19 protein-coding genes are annotated in these 18,940 nt (G+C 67.1%); all 19 read left to right on the forward strand.

Annotated features, from left to right (window positions below):
• Positions 1-37: 37 nt before the first annotated feature.
• Positions 38-1,657 carry an urea ABC transporter permease subunit UrtB gene (gene urtB, locus AUP43_RS10860; RefSeq protein WP_067556538.1) on the forward strand — a complete coding sequence of 540 codons (1,620 nt, stop codon included), beginning with the start codon at positions 38-40 and terminating at the stop codon, positions 1,655-1,657.
• Positions 1,654-2,808 carry an urea ABC transporter permease subunit UrtC gene (gene urtC / locus AUP43_RS10865; protein WP_456093692.1) on the forward strand — a complete coding sequence of 385 codons (1,155 nt, stop codon included), beginning with the start codon at positions 1,654-1,656 and terminating at the stop codon, positions 2,806-2,808. The genes urtB and urtC overlap by 4 nt, the downstream gene beginning before the upstream one ends.
• 5 nt (positions 2,809-2,813) lie before the next feature.
• Positions 2,814-3,566, forward strand: coding sequence for an urea ABC transporter ATP-binding protein UrtD (gene urtD, locus AUP43_RS10870; RefSeq protein ID WP_067556545.1), 753 nt, complete (start codon positions 2,814-2,816; stop codon positions 3,564-3,566).
• 2 nt (positions 3,567-3,568) lie between these two features.
• Positions 3,569-4,264 (forward strand): urea ABC transporter ATP-binding subunit UrtE, encoded by a 696-nt coding sequence (urtE, locus tag AUP43_RS10875; protein WP_067556548.1) that lies wholly within the window; start codon positions 3,569-3,571, stop codon positions 4,262-4,264.
• Positions 4,239-5,078 carry an urease accessory protein UreD gene (locus AUP43_RS10880; protein ID WP_067556551.1) on the forward strand — a complete coding sequence of 280 codons (840 nt, stop codon included), beginning with the start codon at positions 4,239-4,241 and terminating at the stop codon, positions 5,076-5,078. Before urtE ends, AUP43_RS10880 begins: the two co-directional genes overlap by 26 nt.
• An 11-nt stretch (positions 5,079-5,089) precedes the next feature.
• The gene (locus AUP43_RS10885) at positions 5,090-5,392 is read left to right on the forward strand and encodes an urease subunit gamma (protein WP_067556554.1); all 303 of its coding nucleotides are present in this window, start codon (positions 5,090-5,092) and stop codon (positions 5,390-5,392) included.
• Between the two features lie 12 nt (positions 5,393-5,404).
• On the forward strand, positions 5,405-5,746 hold the full coding sequence (locus tag AUP43_RS10890) for an urease subunit beta (protein WP_067556557.1): 342 nt from the start codon (positions 5,405-5,407) through the stop codon (positions 5,744-5,746).
• On the forward strand, positions 5,736-7,448 hold the full coding sequence (gene ureC, locus AUP43_RS10895) for an urease subunit alpha (protein ID WP_067556560.1): 1,713 nt from the start codon (positions 5,736-5,738) through the stop codon (positions 7,446-7,448). Before AUP43_RS10890 ends, ureC begins: the two co-directional genes overlap by 11 nt.
• A 7-nt stretch (positions 7,449-7,455) precedes the next feature.
• On the forward strand, positions 7,456-7,962 hold the full coding sequence (locus tag AUP43_RS10900) for an urease accessory protein UreE (protein WP_067556563.1): 507 nt from the start codon (positions 7,456-7,458) through the stop codon (positions 7,960-7,962).
• Positions 7,943-8,635: an urease accessory protein UreF gene (locus AUP43_RS10905; protein ID WP_232315062.1), complete on the forward strand. Its 693-nt coding sequence runs from the start codon at positions 7,943-7,945 to the stop codon at positions 8,633-8,635. Before AUP43_RS10900 ends, AUP43_RS10905 begins: the two co-directional genes overlap by 20 nt.
• Positions 8,632-9,273: an urease accessory protein UreG gene (gene ureG / locus AUP43_RS10910; protein WP_067556569.1), complete on the forward strand. Its 642-nt coding sequence runs from the start codon at positions 8,632-8,634 to the stop codon at positions 9,271-9,273. The genes AUP43_RS10905 and ureG overlap by 4 nt, the downstream gene beginning before the upstream one ends.
• Positions 9,270-9,851 carry a HupE/UreJ family protein gene (locus tag AUP43_RS10915; RefSeq protein WP_067556572.1) on the forward strand — a complete coding sequence of 194 codons (582 nt, stop codon included), beginning with the start codon at positions 9,270-9,272 and terminating at the stop codon, positions 9,849-9,851. The genes ureG and AUP43_RS10915 overlap by 4 nt, the downstream gene beginning before the upstream one ends.
• 101 nt (positions 9,852-9,952) lie before the next feature.
• Entirely contained in the window at positions 9,953-10,939 is a 987-nt protein-coding gene (locus tag AUP43_RS19010) for a calcium-binding protein (protein WP_067556575.1), read from the forward strand.
• Between the two features lie 174 nt (positions 10,940-11,113).
• Positions 11,114-13,378, forward strand: coding sequence for a glycosyltransferase (locus AUP43_RS10925; RefSeq protein WP_084462730.1), 2,265 nt, complete (start codon positions 11,114-11,116; stop codon positions 13,376-13,378).
• A complete protein-coding gene (locus AUP43_RS10930; protein WP_067556581.1) occupies positions 13,378-14,556 on the forward strand; it encodes a glycosyltransferase in 1,179 nt (392 codons plus the stop codon). Before AUP43_RS10925 ends, AUP43_RS10930 begins: the two co-directional genes overlap by 1 nt.
• Before the next feature lie 4 nt (positions 14,557-14,560).
• Positions 14,561-15,367 (forward strand): class I SAM-dependent methyltransferase, encoded by an 807-nt coding sequence (locus tag AUP43_RS10935; RefSeq protein WP_067556583.1) that lies wholly within the window; start codon positions 14,561-14,563, stop codon positions 15,365-15,367.
• A gap of 10 nt (positions 15,368-15,377) precedes the next feature.
• A complete protein-coding gene (locus AUP43_RS10940; RefSeq protein WP_157089321.1) occupies positions 15,378-16,118 on the forward strand; it encodes a hypothetical protein in 741 nt (246 codons plus the stop codon).
• Positions 16,119-16,196: 78 nt separating this feature from the next.
• Positions 16,197-17,024: a glucose 1-dehydrogenase gene (locus AUP43_RS10945; RefSeq protein WP_067556589.1), complete on the forward strand. Its 828-nt coding sequence runs from the start codon at positions 16,197-16,199 to the stop codon at positions 17,022-17,024.
• The gene (locus tag AUP43_RS10950) at positions 17,021-18,886 is read left to right on the forward strand and encodes a glycoside hydrolase family 15 protein (protein ID WP_067556592.1); all 1,866 of its coding nucleotides are present in this window, start codon (positions 17,021-17,023) and stop codon (positions 18,884-18,886) included. Before AUP43_RS10945 ends, AUP43_RS10950 begins: the two co-directional genes overlap by 4 nt.
• Positions 18,887-18,940: the final 54 nt, after the last annotated feature.

Genomic DNA, 18,940 nt, shown 5'->3' on the forward strand with positions numbered 1-18,940 from the left:
ATCTCCCCCACAAGACCAAGAATAAGGACCGGGAGGCATGGTGTTGCGTCGTCTTCTGTACGCGCTGGCCCTGGCGTGCGCGCTGCTCGCCCCGGTACAGCCCGCTATCGCCCAGGCCGACACGGCAAGCCTGATCCAGGCGCTGGGCGAGGCTAAGAACTACACCGAGCTGGAACAGGCGGTCGACGCCTTGGCCGCGACCGGCGATAGCGCCGCGGTGCCCGCCCTGGAGGCCTTGAGCGCCGGCGCCCTCTATACCAAAAAGCTCGGCGGCGCGGTGCTGATCGGCGTCGAGCGCGGGGCCGATCTGGCCCTGACCGATCCGCTGACCGGCGAAAGCGCGGGCACCGAGCCCGCCGGCGGCTACGAGCGAATCCGCGTGAACAACCGGCTGCGGCGGGCGCTGCGTGGCGCCATCGGCGCGCTGACCCTGTTGAGCCCGAAGCCGGATGTGCGCCAGGCCGCCGCCGAGGCGGTCTACAAGAACCGCGATGCCGGCGCGCTGGAGATTCTGGAAGAAGCGCTGGCGAAGGAGAGCGTCGCCTCGGTCCGCGTCGCGATGATCGAGGCTAAGGCCGCTATTCAACTGGCCGGCGAGGCAGACGATGCGACCAAGCTGGCGGCGCTGGAGATCATCGAGAAGCGCGGCGGCCGTGAATCGCTGGCGCTACTGGGCCAGGTTTCGGCCAATGCCAGCCCGGCGGTGGCAGAAGCGGCGCAGGCGGCGGTGAAGAAAATCCAGGCCGAGCTGCAATGGTGGGCGATCCTGCAGAACATCACCTACGGCATCTCGCTTGGCTCCGTGCTGCTGCTGGCGGCCATCGGGCTGGCCATCACCTTCGGCGTGATGGGCGTCATCAACATGGCGCATGGCGAGATGGTGATGATCGGCGCCTACACGACCTTCATGGTGCAGGAGGTGATCCGCACCTCCTTTCCCGCGCTGTTCGACGTGTCGATCCTGATCGCCCTGCCGCTGGCTTTCCTGGTCGCCGGCGCGGTCGGCGTGGCCATCGAGCGCGGCATCATCCGCTTTCTCTATGGCCGGCCGCTGGAGACGCTGCTGGCGACCTGGGGCCTGTCGCTGATCCTGCAACAGGCGGTGCGCACCATCTTCGGGCCGACCAACCGGGAGGTCGGCAACCCCTCCTGGATGTCGGGGGCATTCGATATCGGCCAGATATCGCTGACCTATGGCCGGCTGTGGATCGTCGTCTTCGGCCTCATTGTCTTCGCCGCGCTGATGCTGATGCTGCGCCGGACGCCGCTGGGCCTGCAGATGCGCGCGGTGACGCAGAACCGGCGCATGGCCGCCTCCATGGGCATCCGCACGCCCTGGGTCGACGCCATGACCTTCGGGCTGGGCTCCGGCGTGGCCGGGCTGGCCGGCGTGGCGCTGTCGCAGATCGACAATGTCAGCCCGAATCTGGGCCAGGGCTACATCATCGACAGCTTCATGATCGTCATCTTCGGCGGGGTGGGGAATTTGTGGGGCACGCTGGTCGGGGCCTTCACGCTGGGCGTGGTGAACAAGTTCCTGGAGCCTTATGCGGGTGCTGTGCTGGGCAAGATATTCGTGCTGGTCTTCATCATCCTGTTCATCCAGGTGCGTCCGCGCGGGCTGTTCGCCCTCAAGGGCCGGGCGGTGGAGCAATGAGCAGGGGAGCAATGAAGGGCGGCTTCCTGCTGCGCGGCCTCGACCGCGGCGGCCTGATCTTCCTGGCCATCGTGCTGGGGGTGGGCATCCTGGTGCCGGCCTTGAACCTGCTGGTGCCGCCGGGCAATCCGTTCCATGTGCCGGGCTACGCGGTGTCGCTGGTCGGCAAGTATTTGTGCTTTGCGCTGCTGGCGCTGTCGATCGATCTGGTCTGGGGCTATTGCGGCATTCTCTCGCTGGGCCACGGCGCGTTCTTCGCGCTGGGCGGCTACGCGATGGGCATGTATCTGATGCGCCAGATCGGCGCGCGCGGCGTCTACGCCAATCCCGAGCTGCCGGACTTCATGGTGTTCCTGAACTGGAAGGAACTGCCCTGGTACTGGTACGGCTTCGACCAGTTCTGGTTCGCCGCCATCATGGTGATCGCGGTGCCGGGGGCGCTGGCCTTCCTGCTGGGCTGGTTCGCCTTCCGCTCGCGGGTGACGGGGGTGTATCTGTCGATCATCACCCAGGCCATGACCTTCGCGCTGCTGCTGGCCTTCTTCCGCAACGATATGGGTTTCGGCGGCAATAACGGCCTGACCGATTTCAAGGATATCCTCGGCTATCCGGTGCAGGCGGCTGGTACGCGGGCGACGCTGTTCTTCGCCTCGGCACTGGCGCTGGCGCTGGGCTTCCTGTTGTGTCGGGCGATCATCCGCTCGAAGCTGGGCAAGGTGCTGATCGCCATCCGCGACGCCGAGAGCCGGACGCGGTTCCTGGGCTACCGGGTGGAGCATTACAAGCTGTTCGTCTTCACCCTGTCGGCCTGCATGGCCGGCGTGGCCGGCGCGCTCTACGTGCCGCAGGTCGGCATCATCAACCCCAGCGAATTCAGCCCGGCGCAGTCCATCGAGATGGTGATCTGGGTCGCCGTGGGCGGCCGCGGCACGCTGATCGGCCCGGTGATCGGGGCGATCCTGGTGAATTTCGGCAAGACCTACTTCACCGCCGCGATCCCGGATTTCTGGCTTTTCGCGCTGGGCGGGCTGTTCATCGCCGTCACGCTGTTCCTGCCCAAGGGCATTGTCGGCGCGGTGACGGACTGGACGAAGCGCTATCGCAAGACCCCGTCGCGACCCGACCCGGTCGCCCCGAAGCCGGCGGAGTAGGTGGCATGAATCCCGATCTGATGACCCGCACGCTGCTCTATCTCGATGGGGTGAGCGTCAGCTTCGACGGCTTCCGGGCGCTGAACAATCTGTCCTTCACCATCCTGCCCGGCGAGATGCGGGCGATCATCGGCCCGAACGGCGCCGGCAAGACGACGATGATGGATGTCGTCACCGGCAAGACCCGGCCCGATGCCGGTCATGTCATCTTCGACGGCAAGGTGGACTTAACCAAGCAGGACGAGGCCGCCATCGCCTCCCTGGGCATCGGCCGCAAGTTCCAGAAGCCGACCGTGTTCGAGAGCCATACGGTCTGGGACAATCTGGACCTCGCCATCGAGGGCGCGCGCGATCCCGCTTCCACCCTGTTCCACATGGAGGGGGAGGAGCGCGACCGGATCGAGGAAATCCTCGGCATCGTGCGGCTGCGCGAACGCCGGTACGAGTTGGCGGGCGCGCTGTCACACGGCCAGAAGCAATGGCTGGAGATCGGCATGCTGCTGGCGCAGAACCCGAAGCTGCTGCTGGTCGACGAGCCGGTGGCGGGCATGACCGACGCCGAGACGGCGGAGACCGCCGACCTGCTGCGTGAGATCGCCCGGACCCATTCCGTCGTGGTGGTCGAGCATGACATGACCTTCGTGCGCGATCTGGGGGTGAAGGTAACGGTGCTGCACGAAGGCTCCGTGCTGGCCGAAGGCTCGCTCGACCATGTCAGCGCCGACCCGCGCGTCGTCGAAGTCTATCTGGGGCGCTGAGCATGCTGGACGTTCAGAAAGTCGATCTGCATTACGGCGCCGCCCAGGCGCTGCGCGGCGTTTCGCTGACGGCGGAAATCGGGCGCATCACCTGCCTGATGGGCCGCAACGGCGTCGGCAAGACCAGCCTGTTGCGGGCGATTGCCGGGCATCAGCCGATCAGCAACGGGACTATCGCCTGGAACGGCGCGCCGCTGGCCGGCCTGCGCCCGTTCGACCGGGCGCGGCGCGGCATCGGCTATGTGCCGCAGGGGCGCGAAATCTTTCCGCTGCTGACCGTGAAGGAGAATCTGGAGACCGGCTACGCCCCCCTTCCGCGCAAGGAGCAGACCATCCCGGATTATATCTACGAGCTGTTTCCGGTGCTCAAAAACATGCTGGGCCGGCGCGGCGGCGATCTGTCGGGCGGCCAGCAGCAGCGCGTCGCCATCGCCCGGGCGCTGGTCATGCGCCCCTCGCTGCTGGTGCTGGACGAGCCGACGGAAGGCATCCAGCCCTCCATCATCAAGGATATCGGCCGGGCCATCCTTTTCTTGCGCGATCGCGGCGACATGGCGATCCTGCTGGTCGAGCAATATTTCGACTTCGCCCGCGACCTTGCCGACGATTTCGCGGTGATGGATCGCGGCGAGATCGTCCTGGCCGGCCGCAAGGTCGACATGGTGGAAAGCGATGTTCGACGGTTTCTTACGGTCTGATCCGGCCTCTACGCTCCAGCGTCTACGGGGCCGGGTCGAGCTGACCGTGAAGCGAGAGGCCGGGCGCAGCCGGATCGACCGGCTGTACCAGGAAGGCTCCGCCAAGGCCCGGCTGCCGCGCACCGAAAGCGATCATCTGGAGGCGATCCTGATCAATACCGGCGGCGGCATGACCGGCGGCGACCGGCTGCATATGCGCGTCGGCGCGGGGGATGGGACAAGCGTCGTCGCCACCAGCCAGGCGGCGGAGAAGATTTACCGCGCGGTGCAGGGCGCGGCGTTGATGGAAACCCGGCTGGAGGTGGGGGCCGCCGCCCGGCTCGACTGGCTGCCGCAGGAGACCATCCTGTTCCAGGGCGGGCGCTTCGGTCGCCGGCTGGAGGCGGATATCGCCGCCGACGGCACGTTGCTGATTGCCGAATCCATCGTCTTTGGCCGCACCGCGCGCGGGGAACGGGTAACCGAGGGCGGCTTCGCCGACCGCTGGCGCATCCGCCGCGCCGGACGGCTGATCTTCGCCGACGCGATCCGGCTGGACGGCGATATCGACGCGCTGCTCGACCGGCCGGCGCTGGGCGGCGGCGGCAAGGCCATCGCAGCGCTGCTCTACGTCGCCGCCGATTCGCATGCCCGCCTCGACGAGATGCGGGACGCCATCGCGCGGCATCCGCAGGTCGAGGGCGGGGCCAGCGCCTGGAACGGGTTTCTGCATCTGCGCCTGGTGTCGCGCACCGGCTTCGCGCTGCGCGCCGCACTGGTCGATCTGCTGCAAATTTTGCGCGGGCGGCCAATGCCCCGCGCCTGGATGTGCTGAGGGGGGAAACGATGAATCTGACGCCCAGGGAAAAGGACAAGCTGCTGATCGCCATGGCGGCCATCGTGGCCCGCAAGCGGCTGGAGCGCGGCGTGAAGCTGAATTATCCGGAGGCCATCGCCCTGGTCACCGACTTCGTGGTCGAGGGCGCGCGCGACGGCCGTTCCGTGGCCGAGCTGATGGAGGCCGGCGCGCATGTCGTCAGCCGCGCCCAGGTGATGGAGGGCGTGGCGGAGATGATCCACGACGTGCAGGTGGAAGCCACCTTCCCGGACGGCACCAAGCTGGTGACCGTCCATGAACCGATCCGCTGAGGAGGGCCGAAGATGATCCCAGGCGAAATCTTTCCCGCCGCCGGCGAGATCGAGGTGAATGCCGGCCGGCCGGTGACGCTGGTGACCGTCGCCAATACCGGCGACCGGCCGGTGCAGGTCGGCAGCCATTATCATTTCTTCGAGACCAACGCCGCCCTGTCCTTCGACCGGCCGGCGGCCTACGGCAAGCGGCTGGACATTCCGGCCGGCACGGCGGTGCGCTTCGAGCCGGGGCAGAGCCGCGAGGTGGCGCTGGTGCCGGTGGCCGGCGGCGAGACGATCTACGGCTTCAACCAGAAGGTCATGGGCAAGCTGAAGGGGACCGCGATGAAGGGGACAGGTCATGCCGGCTAGGATTTCGCGCGGCGCCTATGCCGATATGTTCGGCCCCACCGTAGGCGACAAGGTGCGGCTGGCCGATACCGACCTGATCGTCGAGGTGGAGAAGGATTTCACCATCTACGGCGAGGAGGTGAAGTTCGGCGGCGGCAAGGTGATCCGCGACGGCATGGGCCAGTCGCAGGTGACGCGCGAGGGCGGTGCCGTCGATACCGTCATCACCAACGCGCTGATCATCGACCATTGGGGCATCGTGAAAGCCGATGTGGGTTTGCGCGACGGGCGCATCGCCGGCATCGGCAAGGCCGGCAACCCGGATATCCAGCCGGGCGTGACCATCATCGTCGGCCCGACCACGGACGTGATCGCCGGCGAGGGCAAGATCCTGACCGCCGGCGGCATCGACAGCCATATCCACTTCATCTGCCCGCAGCAGATCGAGGAGGCGCTGATGAGCGGCGTCACCACCATGATCGGCGGCGGCACCGGCCCGTCCACCGGCACCAACGCGACGACCTGCACGCCGGGCGCCTGGCACATGGCGCGCATGCTGCAAGCCGCCGAGGCCTTCCCGATGAACCTGGCCTTCGCCGGCAAGGGCAACGCAGCCCTGCCCGCGGCGCTGGTGGAGCAGGTGAAGGCCGGCGCTATGGCGCTGAAGCTGCACGAGGATTGGGGCACCACGCCCGCCGCCATCGATTGCTGCCTGTCGGTCGCCGACGCGCTCGACGTGCAGGTGATGATCCACACCGACACGCTGAACGAATCCGGCTTCGTCGAGGATACGGTGGGGGCCTTCAAGGGCCGTACCATCCACGCCTTCCACACCGAGGGGGCGGGCGGTGGCCATGCGCCGGACATTCTGACGGTCTGCGGCCTGCCGAACGTCATCCCGTCCTCGACCAACCCGACGCGGCCCTACACCGTCAATACGCTGGATGAGCATCTCGACATGCTGATGGTGTGCCATCATCTGGATCCCAGCATCCCCGAGGATGTCGCCTTCGCGGAAAGCCGCATCCGGCGCGAGACCATCGCGGCGGAGGATATCCTGCACGATATGGGCGCGCTCTCCATCATCGCCTCGGACAGCCAGGCGATGGGCCGGGTGGGCGAGGTGTTGATCCGCACCTTCCAGACCGCGCACAAGATGCGGGTGCAGCGCGGAAGGCTGGCGCAGGAGACCGGCGAGAACGACAATTTCCGGGTGAAGCGCTACATCGCCAAGGTCACCATCAACGCCGCCATCGCGCATGGCATGAGCGCGCATATCGGTTCCGTCGAGGTCGGCAAGCTGGCCGATCTGGTGCTGTGGAACCCGGCCTTCTTCGGCGTGAAGCCCGATCTGGTGCTGAAGATGGGCAGCATCGCCGCCGCCCCGATGGGCGATCCCAACGCCTCTATCCCGACGCCGCAGCCGGTGCATTACCGGCCGATGTTCGCCTCCTATGGAAAGTCGCTGACCGAGAGTTCCGTCACCTTCGTCTCCAAGGCGGCGCTGGAGGACGGCATCGCCGAGCGGCTGGGCCTGTCGAAGACGCTGCTGGCGGTGGAGAATACCCGTGGCGGCATCTCCAAGGCCTCGATGATCCATAACGACTATCTGCCGAGGATCGAGGTCGATCCGGAAACCTATGAGGTGCGGGTGGATGGCGATATCGTCACCTGCGAACCCGCGACCTTGCTGCCGATGGCGCAGCGCTATTTCCTGTTCTGAGGATGTGATGGACCCGATCAAGCGCGCGACCCTGGTGCTGCCGGCCGGCGAATGGAATCCGGAGAAGCGGCTGGGCGGGGTGACGCTGGATTTCGACCGGCGCAGCCGCCGGCGCATCGCGCTGACCACCGACGAGGGCATGGATTTCCTGCTGGACCTGTCGGAGCCACGGCATCTGCGCCAGGGCGACGGCCTCGCCCTGAAGGATGGCGTGGTCGAGGTGCTGGCGGCCCCCGAGGAACTGCTGGAGCTGCGCTGTGCCGATACGCATGCGCTGATCCGGCTGGCCTGGCATATCGGCAACCGGCATATCCCGGCGGCGCTGAGCGGCGATGCCATCCTGATCCGGGCCGACCATGTGCTGGCCGACATGGCCGAGCGGCTGGGGGCGGCGGTGACCAGCGTGGAAAAGCCGTTCGACCCGGAAGGCGGGGCCTATGCCGACGTGCCGACCGGCGGCGGGCACTCGCACGGCCATTCGCATGGACATGGCCATGGCCACCACCACCACTGAGGCGGCGCTCTACCGGCTGATGACCTGGCTGACGCCGTCCTTCCCGGTCGGCGCGTTTTCCTACAGCCACGGTCTGGAATGGGCGGTGGAGGCCGGCGACATACGCGACCTCGACAGCCTGACCGGCTGGCTGGCGGACCTGCTGGCCCAGGGCAGCGGCCGCAACGATGCGATCCTGCTGGCCGAGGCCTGGCGCGCGGCCAGCGCCGGCGACTGGGACCGGCTGGCCGAGGCGTGCGCATTGGGGCTGGCGCTGTCGCCCTCGCAGGAGCGTCATCTGGAAACCGTCATGCAGGGCCGCAGCTTCGCTTCCGCCATCGCCGCCTCCTGGCCGTGCGCGGCCATCGACAGGCTGCGCGAACGGGCGGACACGGCGATTGCCTATCCGGTCGCGGTCGGGGCGGCCGCGGCCGGCCATGGCCTTCCACTGGACTCAACATTGGCCGCCTATCTGCATGGCTTCATCGCCAACCTGGTCTCCGCCGGCGTGCGGCTGGTGCCGCTGGGTCAGACCGATGGCCAGCGGGCATTGGTGGCGCTGGAGGATGCGGTGGCGCGTGCCGCCCGGGAGGCCATCGTCGGCGATCTGGACGATCTGGGCGCGGCGATGTTCCGCGCCGATATCGGCTCGATGAAACACGAAACCCAATATACGAGGCTGTTCCGCTCATGACCCGATCCCCCAACGGACCCCTGCGCGTCGGCATCGGCGGGCCGGTCGGCTCCGGCAAGACGGCGCTGATGGAGGCGCTGTGCAAAAGCTTCCGCAGCGTCTACGACATCTGCGCCATCACCAACGACATCTACACCAAGGAGGACGCGCTGATCCTGAACCGGGCCGGCGCGCTGCCGACCGAGCGGATCCTGGGGGTGGAGACCGGCGGCTGCCCGCACACCGCGATCCGCGAGGACGCCTCGATCAACCTGGCCGCCGTGGCCGACATGAACGCGCAATTCCCGGCCCTCGACCTGATCCTGATCGAATCCGGCGGCGACAATCTCGCCGCCACCTTCAGCCCGGAGCTGGCGGATATCACGATCTACGTCATCGACGTGGCCGGCGGGGAGAAGATTCCGCGCAAGGGCGGGCCGGGCATCACCCGCTCCGACCTGCTGGTGATCAACAAGATCGACCTCGCCCCGCATGTCGGGGCCAATCTCGACGTCATGGACGCGGACACCAAGCGCATGCGCGGCGACAGGCCGTATGTCTTCACCAATCTCAAACAGGGGGTCGGCCTGCCGGTCGTCACTGCCTTCATCGAACGCGCCGGCGGGCTGACGCCGGCTTCACAGGGGGATTCCGCATGAACAAGAAGCATATTCTTCTCGCAGCATCGCTTACGCTCGCGGCCACACCGGCGCTGGCGCATACCGGGATCGGCGCGGTGCACGGGCTGGAACATGGTTTCCTGCATCCTTTGACCGGCCCGGATCATCTTCTGGCGATGATCGCCGTTGGGCTGTGGTCGGGCCAGCAGAGCGGTCGCACGGTATGGTTGTGGCCTGCCGCTTTCGTGGGGGCCCTGTTGGTCGGCGGACTGCTGGGCCTGGCCGGCGTCGAGATACCGGGCATGGAGCTGATGATCCTGGGCTCGGTGATCGTACTGGGCGGGCTGACGCTGTTCGGCGTCATCCTGCCGCGTTTGGCAGGCGTCGCCATCCTTGCCGCCTTCGCCGTCTCGCACGGCATGGCGCATGGGCTGGAGATGCCGGCCGATGGCGGCGGGGCCGCCTATTTCGCCGGTTTCGCCGTGGCCACGGCGCTGCTGCATCTGGCTGGCATCGGCATTGCGCTCATCGGCGCGCGGCAGGGGCGGCCGACCCTGGCGCGGGCATCCGGCGCGGCCTGCTGCGTTGCCGGGTTGGCGCTCGCCCTGGTTGGATAAATCAGTGCTATCGTAACCATATTTTCATTGACCCTGAGCTTTGGTTCAGCGTCTTATATACCTCGAAAGTAGTAGGGCTTTTGGGTTTAGGGGAGGGTAATGTGGCAACGGTACCAGGCGGTCTTTTCGACACCAGCACCAATCCGAATGTCGACGCAAGTCAGGGCGTTCTTATCTCCAGCTTTCTTGAGTCCCTCGGGATTTCCGAGAGCAGCATCACCCAGGTAACCGTCAGCACGACCGGCACCAACACGATCGACGATACGACGCCGACGAGTACCTTTAGCGTTGGCACCGGCCAAACGGTGAACGTTGTGCTGAGCGGCACCACGGGCAAGACGCTGATCGTGACAGGCTCGGGCAATGCCAGCATCGCGGGCAGCGCGGGCAGCGACAGCGTGCTGGGTGGCGCGGGATCGGACTCCATCACCGGCGGCGGCGGTGACGATCAAATTCGCGGCGGCGCGGGTGACGATGTTCTCTATGGCGGCGCTGGCAACGACGTTGTCTTCGGCAGAGAACTCGATCCCGCGGCGGACGGCGACGGCAATGTCGATCTGGAAGGCAATGTCGGCGACGACATCCTGGTCGGCGGGCTGGGCAACGACACGCTGCGCGGCGGCAAGGGCGCCGACTCCATCGAGGCGACGGCCGGCGATAATTCGGTGTTCGGCGGCAACGACAACGATACCATCCTGGGCGGCACCGGCAGCGATACGCTGCAGGGCAATGCCGGCGAGGACAGCATCACGGCGGGCGCCGGCAATACCGAGCTGCGCGGCGGCAAGGACAGCGACATCCTGATCGGCGGCGCCGGCGACGATACGCTCTATGCCGGCCAGGGCGTCGACCAGCTCACCGGTGGCGATGGCGACGACGTGTTCTCCTTCAAGGATGGCGACGGCGACAACACCATCACCGACTTCACGGCCGGCAACGACCGTATCTCGCTGGAAGGCTATGCCTTCGAGGATGTCAGCGTGGCCAATAACGACAATGGCGACGCGGTCGTCACCCTGCCGGACGGCACCACCATTACCCTGGCGGGCGTCGACGCGGCCGATGTGACCGGTGACTTCTTCCTGTAAGCCCTACTGGCGTTTCGTTAGATTACCCTAGTTACCCCATCCCGGAAGACGCCCGCAGAATAGCGGGCGTCTTTTGTTTTAAGCCTCTATATTTGCTGAAAATCCTGCCTGATCGACGTGGATTTTCCGGTATGCTGCGGTCAAGATGGCGGCAGGGAATAGCGGGGGATATCGATGAGTCGGGAATTGCCTGTCCTGCTCTTTACGCTGGGCGCGGGCGTCTATCTGGGGGTGCTTGCCGAAGCGCCCAGCCTGCCGGCCGGCGTTACGGTCGCGGTAAACAAGAAGCAGCCGGCGTTGCGCAGCCTGGTGCGCACAATCGTCGATGCGCGCGGCGGCAACAAGCGGCGCGGCTATCTGCTGTTCCAGACCAAGGGGGATGCGGCGGTCGAGCGGCTCACCGTGAGCGCCGGCGCGGCCAGCCTGATCTTGCTGCCGACCGGGCCGGCCCTGCCGCTGGCGGCGGCCGCGCGCGTCCTGCGCGGCAGCGACCTGCACAATCTGATCGCCTTCCTGCTGCGCGATGGCGGTCCCGGATTCGGCCTTTTGGTCCGCGGCAGCGGCTGCGCTGCATTGCGCGATCTGCTGCAAGCGGTCGCGACGGTGCGGTTGCCGGTTGGCTATCACGCCGATCTGGGGCAGGGGAAGCATTATGTCGAATATAGCCTGGAGATGCCCGATGAACGGCCGCTGACGGCGGTGTCCATCGGCGCGAACGGCGCGCGCCTCACCAAGTCACGGCCGATTGCGGTGGCGCGCGAGCGGGATGGCGCGACGCGGATGGGCGTGTTCCTGAACGCCGCCGAGACAGCGCCGGCCAAGGACGAGATCGTCGTGGTGCAGCAAGGCGATCAGGTCTCGCTGATCGGCTCCCCCATTCTGCGCGGGACGAGCTTGCGCGCCTTCCTGCGGCATTGCGGCGATTATACGCCCGCCGTGCGCCTGCAATTGCGCGAGCGGCTGGGCGCTCTGACCCCGCCGGGCGATGCGTTCGGTCCATCCTTCGCCTGGGTGCAGCGCCTGGAGGCTCGCCCGGCCCAGACCAGCGCGGTGCAGCGCGCGCCGTTCGGCGGCGGTATCGACCTGGCGATACCGTGCGGCAATGACGGCGTGTTCGTGAATGGCTGGCTGTGGGATCCGGCCGACAGCCTGCGGCGCTTCGAGTTGATCAGCCCGCGTGGGGAGCGTGCGCCGGTCGATACCGATGCGCTGCGCGTGAAGGCCGACAAGGTCGCCAAGCATTTTCAGGTGAACGGTCTGCCATCGCTCGTACGAGAGCCGGGTTTTGCCTGCTTCGTGCCGTTGAAGAAGGGGGCGGCGGATTGCCTGCAATTCCGCGCCGAGCTGGATTTCCATGGCGGGGTTTCGACCGATCTGCTGAGCCCGGTGAACCAGCTTAGCCCTCGCCAGGCGCGTGACGTGATCCTGCGCTTGGTGCCACGCGCGGCGCTGACGCCGGCTGTGCTGGAAAATGTGTTTTATCCGACGCTTGCACCCTTGCAACAGGCTTGCCTGGCCGGCAAGCGGGTCGAGCGGGTGGAAAGCTATGGCGTTCAGCCGGCCAAGCCGGCCGTCAGCGTGGTGGTGCCGCTCTATGGCCGCTACGAGTTCATCCGCGCGCAGATGCTGGCCTTCGCCTTCGATACGGCGATGGCGGCGGCGGAGCTGATCTATGTGCTCGACAAGCCGGAGGATGCGCCGAAGGTGGAGCCATTGATAAAGGGTCTGCACCTCACCTTCGGGGTGCCCTGCCGCCTGGCGATCAATGCGGAGAATTACGGCTATGCCGGCGCCAGCAATCTGGGCGCTGCGCTCGGCACGGCGAAGAAAATCCTGTTCCTGAATTCCGACGTGGTGCCGACCGAGCCCGGCTGGCTCGCCCGGATGACGGCTTTCTACGACGCCACGCCGGATATCGGCCTGCTGGGCCCGAAGCTGCTGTTCCCCGATGGCAGCCTGCAGCATGCCGGCCTGTATTTCCGCCGCGACCTGATGCCCTGGTGGGTGAACGCGGTCTATCACAAGGGTTATGCCGCCGATTGGCCGGCGGCGCAGGTCAGCCGCGCCGTGCCGGGCGTCACCGGGGCCTGCATGATGATTGCGCGGGATAAATATGAGGCGGTCGGTGGTATTGCGGAGAACTACATCGTCGGCGATTTCGAGGATTCCGACCTGGCCCTGCGCTGCCATGCGCAGGGCTGGTCAAGCTGGTATCAGGCCGATGTGGCGCTGATGCATGTCGAGCGCGCTTCCATCGAGGGGCACGAAATCTACGCCAAAACGCCCTGTGATGCGGTGAATGGCTGGCAGCAGACGCATCGCTGGGGCGATGCCATCGCCGCCGTGCAGGACAGCTTCGATCGTCCCGCCAAGCCGGCCCGGGCGAAACGCAAGGCGAGGCCGAAAACGGTCGATCTGCCCCGTCGCGAGGTGGCGTGATGCGTATCCTGCAGATTGCCCCCTCCTTCCCTGACTTGCAGGCCGGCGGCACCGAATTGTGCGCCCGCAGCCTGAATCTGGCGCTGAACCGGCGCAAGAACACTCAGTCGCACCTTCTGGCTTGCGTGCCGGCCTGGCAATTGCCGGCGGCGCCGGGAACCGCCTTTCTGTCGCCGACCGGCCGGGCGCACGAAACCGGCATCGCGGTTGCGCATTTCGACCAGTTTTATCTGTCGCAGCCGGATTCCTTCGGCGTGCTCGATGCCTTCCGCAGCTTCCTGGTGGATTACGCGCCGGACGAGGTGCATTTCCACCATCTGCTCTATCTCGGCGTCGAGGGCGTCGCCATCGCCCGGCGCGCGTTGCCCAAGGCCCGGCTGCGCATGACGCTGCACGATTACTATCCGATCTGCCCGCAGGACGGCGTGATGACCGACAAGGCGGACGGCACGCCCGATCTGCGGACCGATCGCGTCTCCGCCCGGCGGCGCTATGGCGGGGCGGTCGGGCTGGACAAGTTCGCGCTGCGCGAGGCCACCATCAAGCAGGCCTTCGGGCTGATCGACGAGTTTGTCGCGCCCAGCCGGTTCCTGCGCGACCGCTATGTCGATTGGGGGTTGCCGGCGGCGAAGATCGTCCACCGCCCGAACGCCCTGCCGGAGGGCTGGGCCGAAATAGCACCCTTGCCCGCGCGCCCGCGCGCGGAGGGCATGCCGGTGGTGTTCGGCTTCTTCGGCAACGTCATGCCGCATAAGGGGGTGCATCTGCTGCTGGAAGCCGCCCTGCTGCTGAAGGAGACGGGGGAGACCGGGTTCCGCATCGCCGTGTATGGCGGCGACCGTCACGCGCCGGAAGCTTATCGCACCCGGCTGGACGGGCTGGCCAAGCAGCTCGGGCCGCTCTGCACCCGTTTCGGCGCTTATCGGCCGGAGGAATTATACAGGCTGCTGGCCGATGTGGACGATGTGGTGGTGCCCTCGGTCTGGTGGGAGAACGATCCGCTGATCGTGCGCCAGGCCGCCGCCGCCGGCCGGCCGGTGCTCTATGCCGATCTCGGCGGGCTGGCCGAGGCTGGCGCACAGAGCGGCGGCCTGCCATTCGCCGCGCGCAACCCCGCCGCCCTGGCCGATCTGATGCGGCTGCGGTTGCGGGCGGTTTCCGCTGCGGCGGCGGCGTGAGGCGATGAACGCGCAACCCTCGCCACCGGCCGCCAGCCCGACCCGGGAGGCTATCGAGGCGCTGTGCGCCACGGTCGATCTGCCGCGCCCGCCGGACAGTCTGCACAATGTCGGCGATGGCGATTTCGACAGCATCGGCCGGGAATTCGTCTGGCATCTGGTGCATCGCGCCGGGTTGCGGCCGCGGGATCGGGTGCTCGATATCGGCTGCGGCGTCGGCCGTCTGGCGCTGCCGCTGACCGCCTATCTGGCGCCCGGCCCGCTGGCCTATCGCGGCTTCGACGTGTCGGCGCCGGCCATCGCCTGGTGCGCGGCGACCATCGGCGCCGCCTGCCCCGGCTTCAGCTTCTCCCGCCTCGATTTGCGCCATCCGCTCTATAACCCTTCCGGCGCGGTCGATCCGGCGACGACGGATTTTCCGGCCGAGGATGGCAGCGTCGACGTGGCGGCGGCGATCTCTGTCTTCACCCATCTGCCGCCGCCGGTGATCCAGCATTATCTGTGCGAAGTGCGGCGCGTGCTTGCCGCCGGCGGGCGGTTCTTCTGCACCGCCTTCCTGCTAACGCCGGCGGCGCGCCGCCAGCTTGAGGCGGGGGAGGGGCCGCTGCCGTTCCGCGCCGCCGATACCGGCCAGTGGCAGGAGGCCTATCCGGACTATCCCGGCGCGGCCACCGCCGTCGATCCGGCCTGGTTCGAAGCCGCCGCCGCCGCCGCCGGCTTACGCCTGGCCGCCCCCATCCTGCCCGGTAGCTGGCCCGGTGCGGCGCCGGGCGAAAGCTTCCAGGATATTTGCCTTCTGGAAGCAGCCTAGGACGATGCCGATGCCCCGTTCCGCCGACTTGCCCGCCGACCTGCCCGCCGCTAACGGCACGGCCTCCGGCAACACAGAACCGACGGTGCTGGGCTGCGTCGATGCCATTGATGGCGACCGGCTGTTCGGCTGGGCCTGGATGCCCGACCGGGCGGAGCATCGCGTGTCGCTGCGTATTCTGCTCGACGGCAAGGAAGCGGCCCGGCTGACGGCAGACCAGTCGCGCGCCGACCTGCTGCAGCATAATATCGGCGATGGCAGCCACGCCTTCGAGTATCGCGATCCGACGGGCAAGCCGCTGCTCGGCCGCACGCTGTCGGTGTTGCCGGAAGGCACGACGGAAGGCCTGCCGATCATCGGCCAGGCGGCCTCCGCCACCAATATCGTCAATCTGTTCGAACGTCTTATCCAGCTTGAAAAGGCCATCGTGAAAGTCGCCGGTAGCACCCGCGCCTCGACGACCCCGGATGGCAAGCTGTCGGACGTGACGGCGGAGCTGGAGCGGTTGAGCCGCGATATCCGGGCGCATGACGGCGCGCTGCTGCGGCTGGACGAGACCGGCAACCGCATGCTGACCGACCAGGATATGACGCTGCTGGAAGCGCGGATGCGGCGATCCTTCTTCTTCTACATGGCGTTCACCTGGGTCGCGGTGGCGCTGGGCTTCGCCGCCGGCATCGGCTTCGCCGCCGCCTCTTCCGGCGGGTGGCCGGCGATCTTCTCCCGCATCGCCGGGTGGTTCGCCGCATAGCAGGCCCGTTCCATCGTCTGCAACCTTTCGCCCGGCGGGGGGTTACCTAAAGGACGATACGCATAACGGGGCGAGCCATTGTCGGGCGGCGTAGACAGCAATCCATACGGGCTTTCAGGACAGGTGGCGCTGGTCACCGGCGCCACATCCGGCATCGGGCGGCAGACGGCCATCGCGCTGGCCGGCGCGGGTGCTGCGGTGGCGGTCAATTATCGCGATGGCTCCAGGCAGGATGCCGAGGCGGTCTGTGCCGACATCGCGGCGGCGGGCGGCACCGCCATGCCGGTCCATGCCGATGTGCGCGAGGAAGCCCAGGTCGATTCCATGGTCGCCGAGACGGTCGCGCATTTCGGCACGCTGCATATCCTTGTCGCCAATGCCGGGCTGGAGCGACCCGCGCCCTTCCAGGATATGAGCCTGGAGGATTGGCGCATGGTGATCGACGTTAACCTGACCGGCCAATTCCTGTGCACCCGCGCGGCGATCCGCGAGTTCCTGAGGCGCGGCATGCAGCCGGATATCTCCCACGCGCTTGGCAAGATCGTCTGCATGAGTTCCGTGCATCAGCGCATCCCCTGGGCCTTCGCCGCCAATTACGCGGCCTCGAAGGGCGGGGTGGCACTGCTGATGCAGTCCCTGGCGCAGGAATTCGCGCCCAGCCGCATCCGGGTGAACGCCATCGCGCCGGGCGCCATCCGCACCCCGATCAACCGTAAGGCCTGGGAGACCGACGCCGCCATGCAAGAGCTGCTGACGCTGATGCCTTATGGCAGGATCGGCGAGACATCGGACATCGCCAATGCGGTGCTGTGGCTCGCCTCCGACCTGTCCGACTATATGACCGGGGAGACGCTGTTCGTCGATGGCGGCATGTCGCTCTATCCGTCGTTCCGGGGGGCGGGATGAGCCGGTTGATCGAGGATTACGGGCTGATCGGCAACATGGTCACCTCGGCCCTGGTCGGGCGGGACGGGTCCATCGACTGGCTGTGCGTGCCGCGCTTCGATTCCGACGCCTGTTTCGCCGCCCTGCTGGGCACGCCGGAAAATGGACGCTGGCGTCTCTATCCAACGGCGCCGGTGCGGCGCACGCGACGGCGCTACCTGCCGGGCACGGCGGTGCTGGAGACGGTGTTCGAGACCGACGACGGGGCGGTCGCGCTGATCGATTTCATGCCGCCCAACGCCACCGAGCATCGCGGCGAGCTTATCCGCATCGTGCGCGGCCTGTCCGGCCGGGTCGAGATGGGCATGGAATTCGCGCTGCGCTTCGGCTATGGCCGCACGGTGCCCTGGGTGCGTCGGCGCGATTACGGCCTGTGCGCCGTCGCCGGGCCGGATGCCTGCGATCTGGTGACCCCGGTGCCGCTGCAGGGCAAGGACATGATGACGGTCGCCCGCTTCACCGTGGGCAAGGGCGAATCGGCCCCTTTCACCATGGCCTATTACCCGTCGCAGAGCGAACCGCGCTTCATCGAGGACCGCTCCATCGTGCTCGATCGCACCGTCCGCTGGTGGCGCGACTGGGTTGGCCGCTCGACCCTGCCGGAGGGCGGGAAGGAGGAATGGCGCGATGCGCTGATCCGCTCCCTGATTACCTTGAAGGCGATGACCTATCACCCGTCCGGCGGTATCGTCGCGGCTCCCACCACCTCGCTGCCCGAGCATATCGGCGGGGTGCGCAACTGGGATTACCGCTTCTGCTGGATCAGGGATGCCACGCTGACGGTCTATGCGCTGGTCAATTCCGGCCATTTCGAGGAGGCCGACGCCTTTCGCCTGTGGTTGATGCGCGCCGCCGCCGGCGATCCGGCGCAGATGCAGATCATGTATGGGCTGGGCGGCGAACGGCGGCTGACCGAATCGGAGATTACCTGGCTGCCCGGCTATGAGAACAGCCGCCCGGTGCGCATCGGCAATGGCGCGCACGAGCAGCTTCAACTCGATGTCTATGGCGAGCTGATCGACGCTCTGCACGCCGCCCGGCAGTCGCATCTGGGCAGCTTTCAGGCCGCCTGGCAGTTTCAATGCACCCTGCTGACGGCGCTGGAGAAGCTGTGGCGCAAGCCCGATGCCGGCATCTGGGAGGTGCGCGGCGCTGCCCGGCATTTCACCTATTCGAAGATGATGGCGTGGGTCGCCTTCGACCGCGGCATCCAGGCGGTCGAGCAATACAGGCTGGATGGGCCGGTGGCCCGGTGGCGCGCGGTGCGGGCGGAGATCAGGGCCGATATCGAGGAGAAGGCCTACGATGCCAAGCGCAACTGCTTCGTGCAATCTTACGGATCGCACAGTCTGGACGCCTCGCTGCTGCTGATGGCGGAGACCGGCTTCCTGGATCCGGCGGACCCGCGCTTTCGCGGCACGGTGGAAGCCATCGAGCAGGATTTGATGGAAGACGGCTTCGTGCTGCGCTACCGCCCCGAGGATACCGACGATGGCCTGGCCGGGGAGGAAGGCAGCTTCGTGCTGTGCAGCTTCTGGCTGGTCAACGCCTATGTGCTGCTGAAACGCTATGACGACGCCTCGGCGCTGTTCGAGCGGCTGCTGGGGATCGCCAACGATCTGGGATTGCTGGCCGAGCAATATGACCCGAAGGCAAAACGGCAGCTCGGCAACTTCCCGCAGGCCTTCTCCCATATCGGGCTGATCACCGCCGCGCAGAATCTGCTACAGGCCGCCGGGCCGGCCGAACAGCGCGCCAGCCGCGACGATGCCGGCGCCGCCCCAGTCGCCAATGACCGCGCGGCGGCCGCACCGTCGGAATAGCCGTTGAGCGCTTCCCCCTGTATGAGCCGTCCCCCGTGTCCTTCGAGACGCCGC

The organism is Oceanibaculum pacificum (assembly GCF_001618175.1).
GTDB classification, from domain to species: Bacteria; Pseudomonadota; Alphaproteobacteria; order Oceanibaculales; family Oceanibaculaceae; genus Oceanibaculum; species Oceanibaculum pacificum.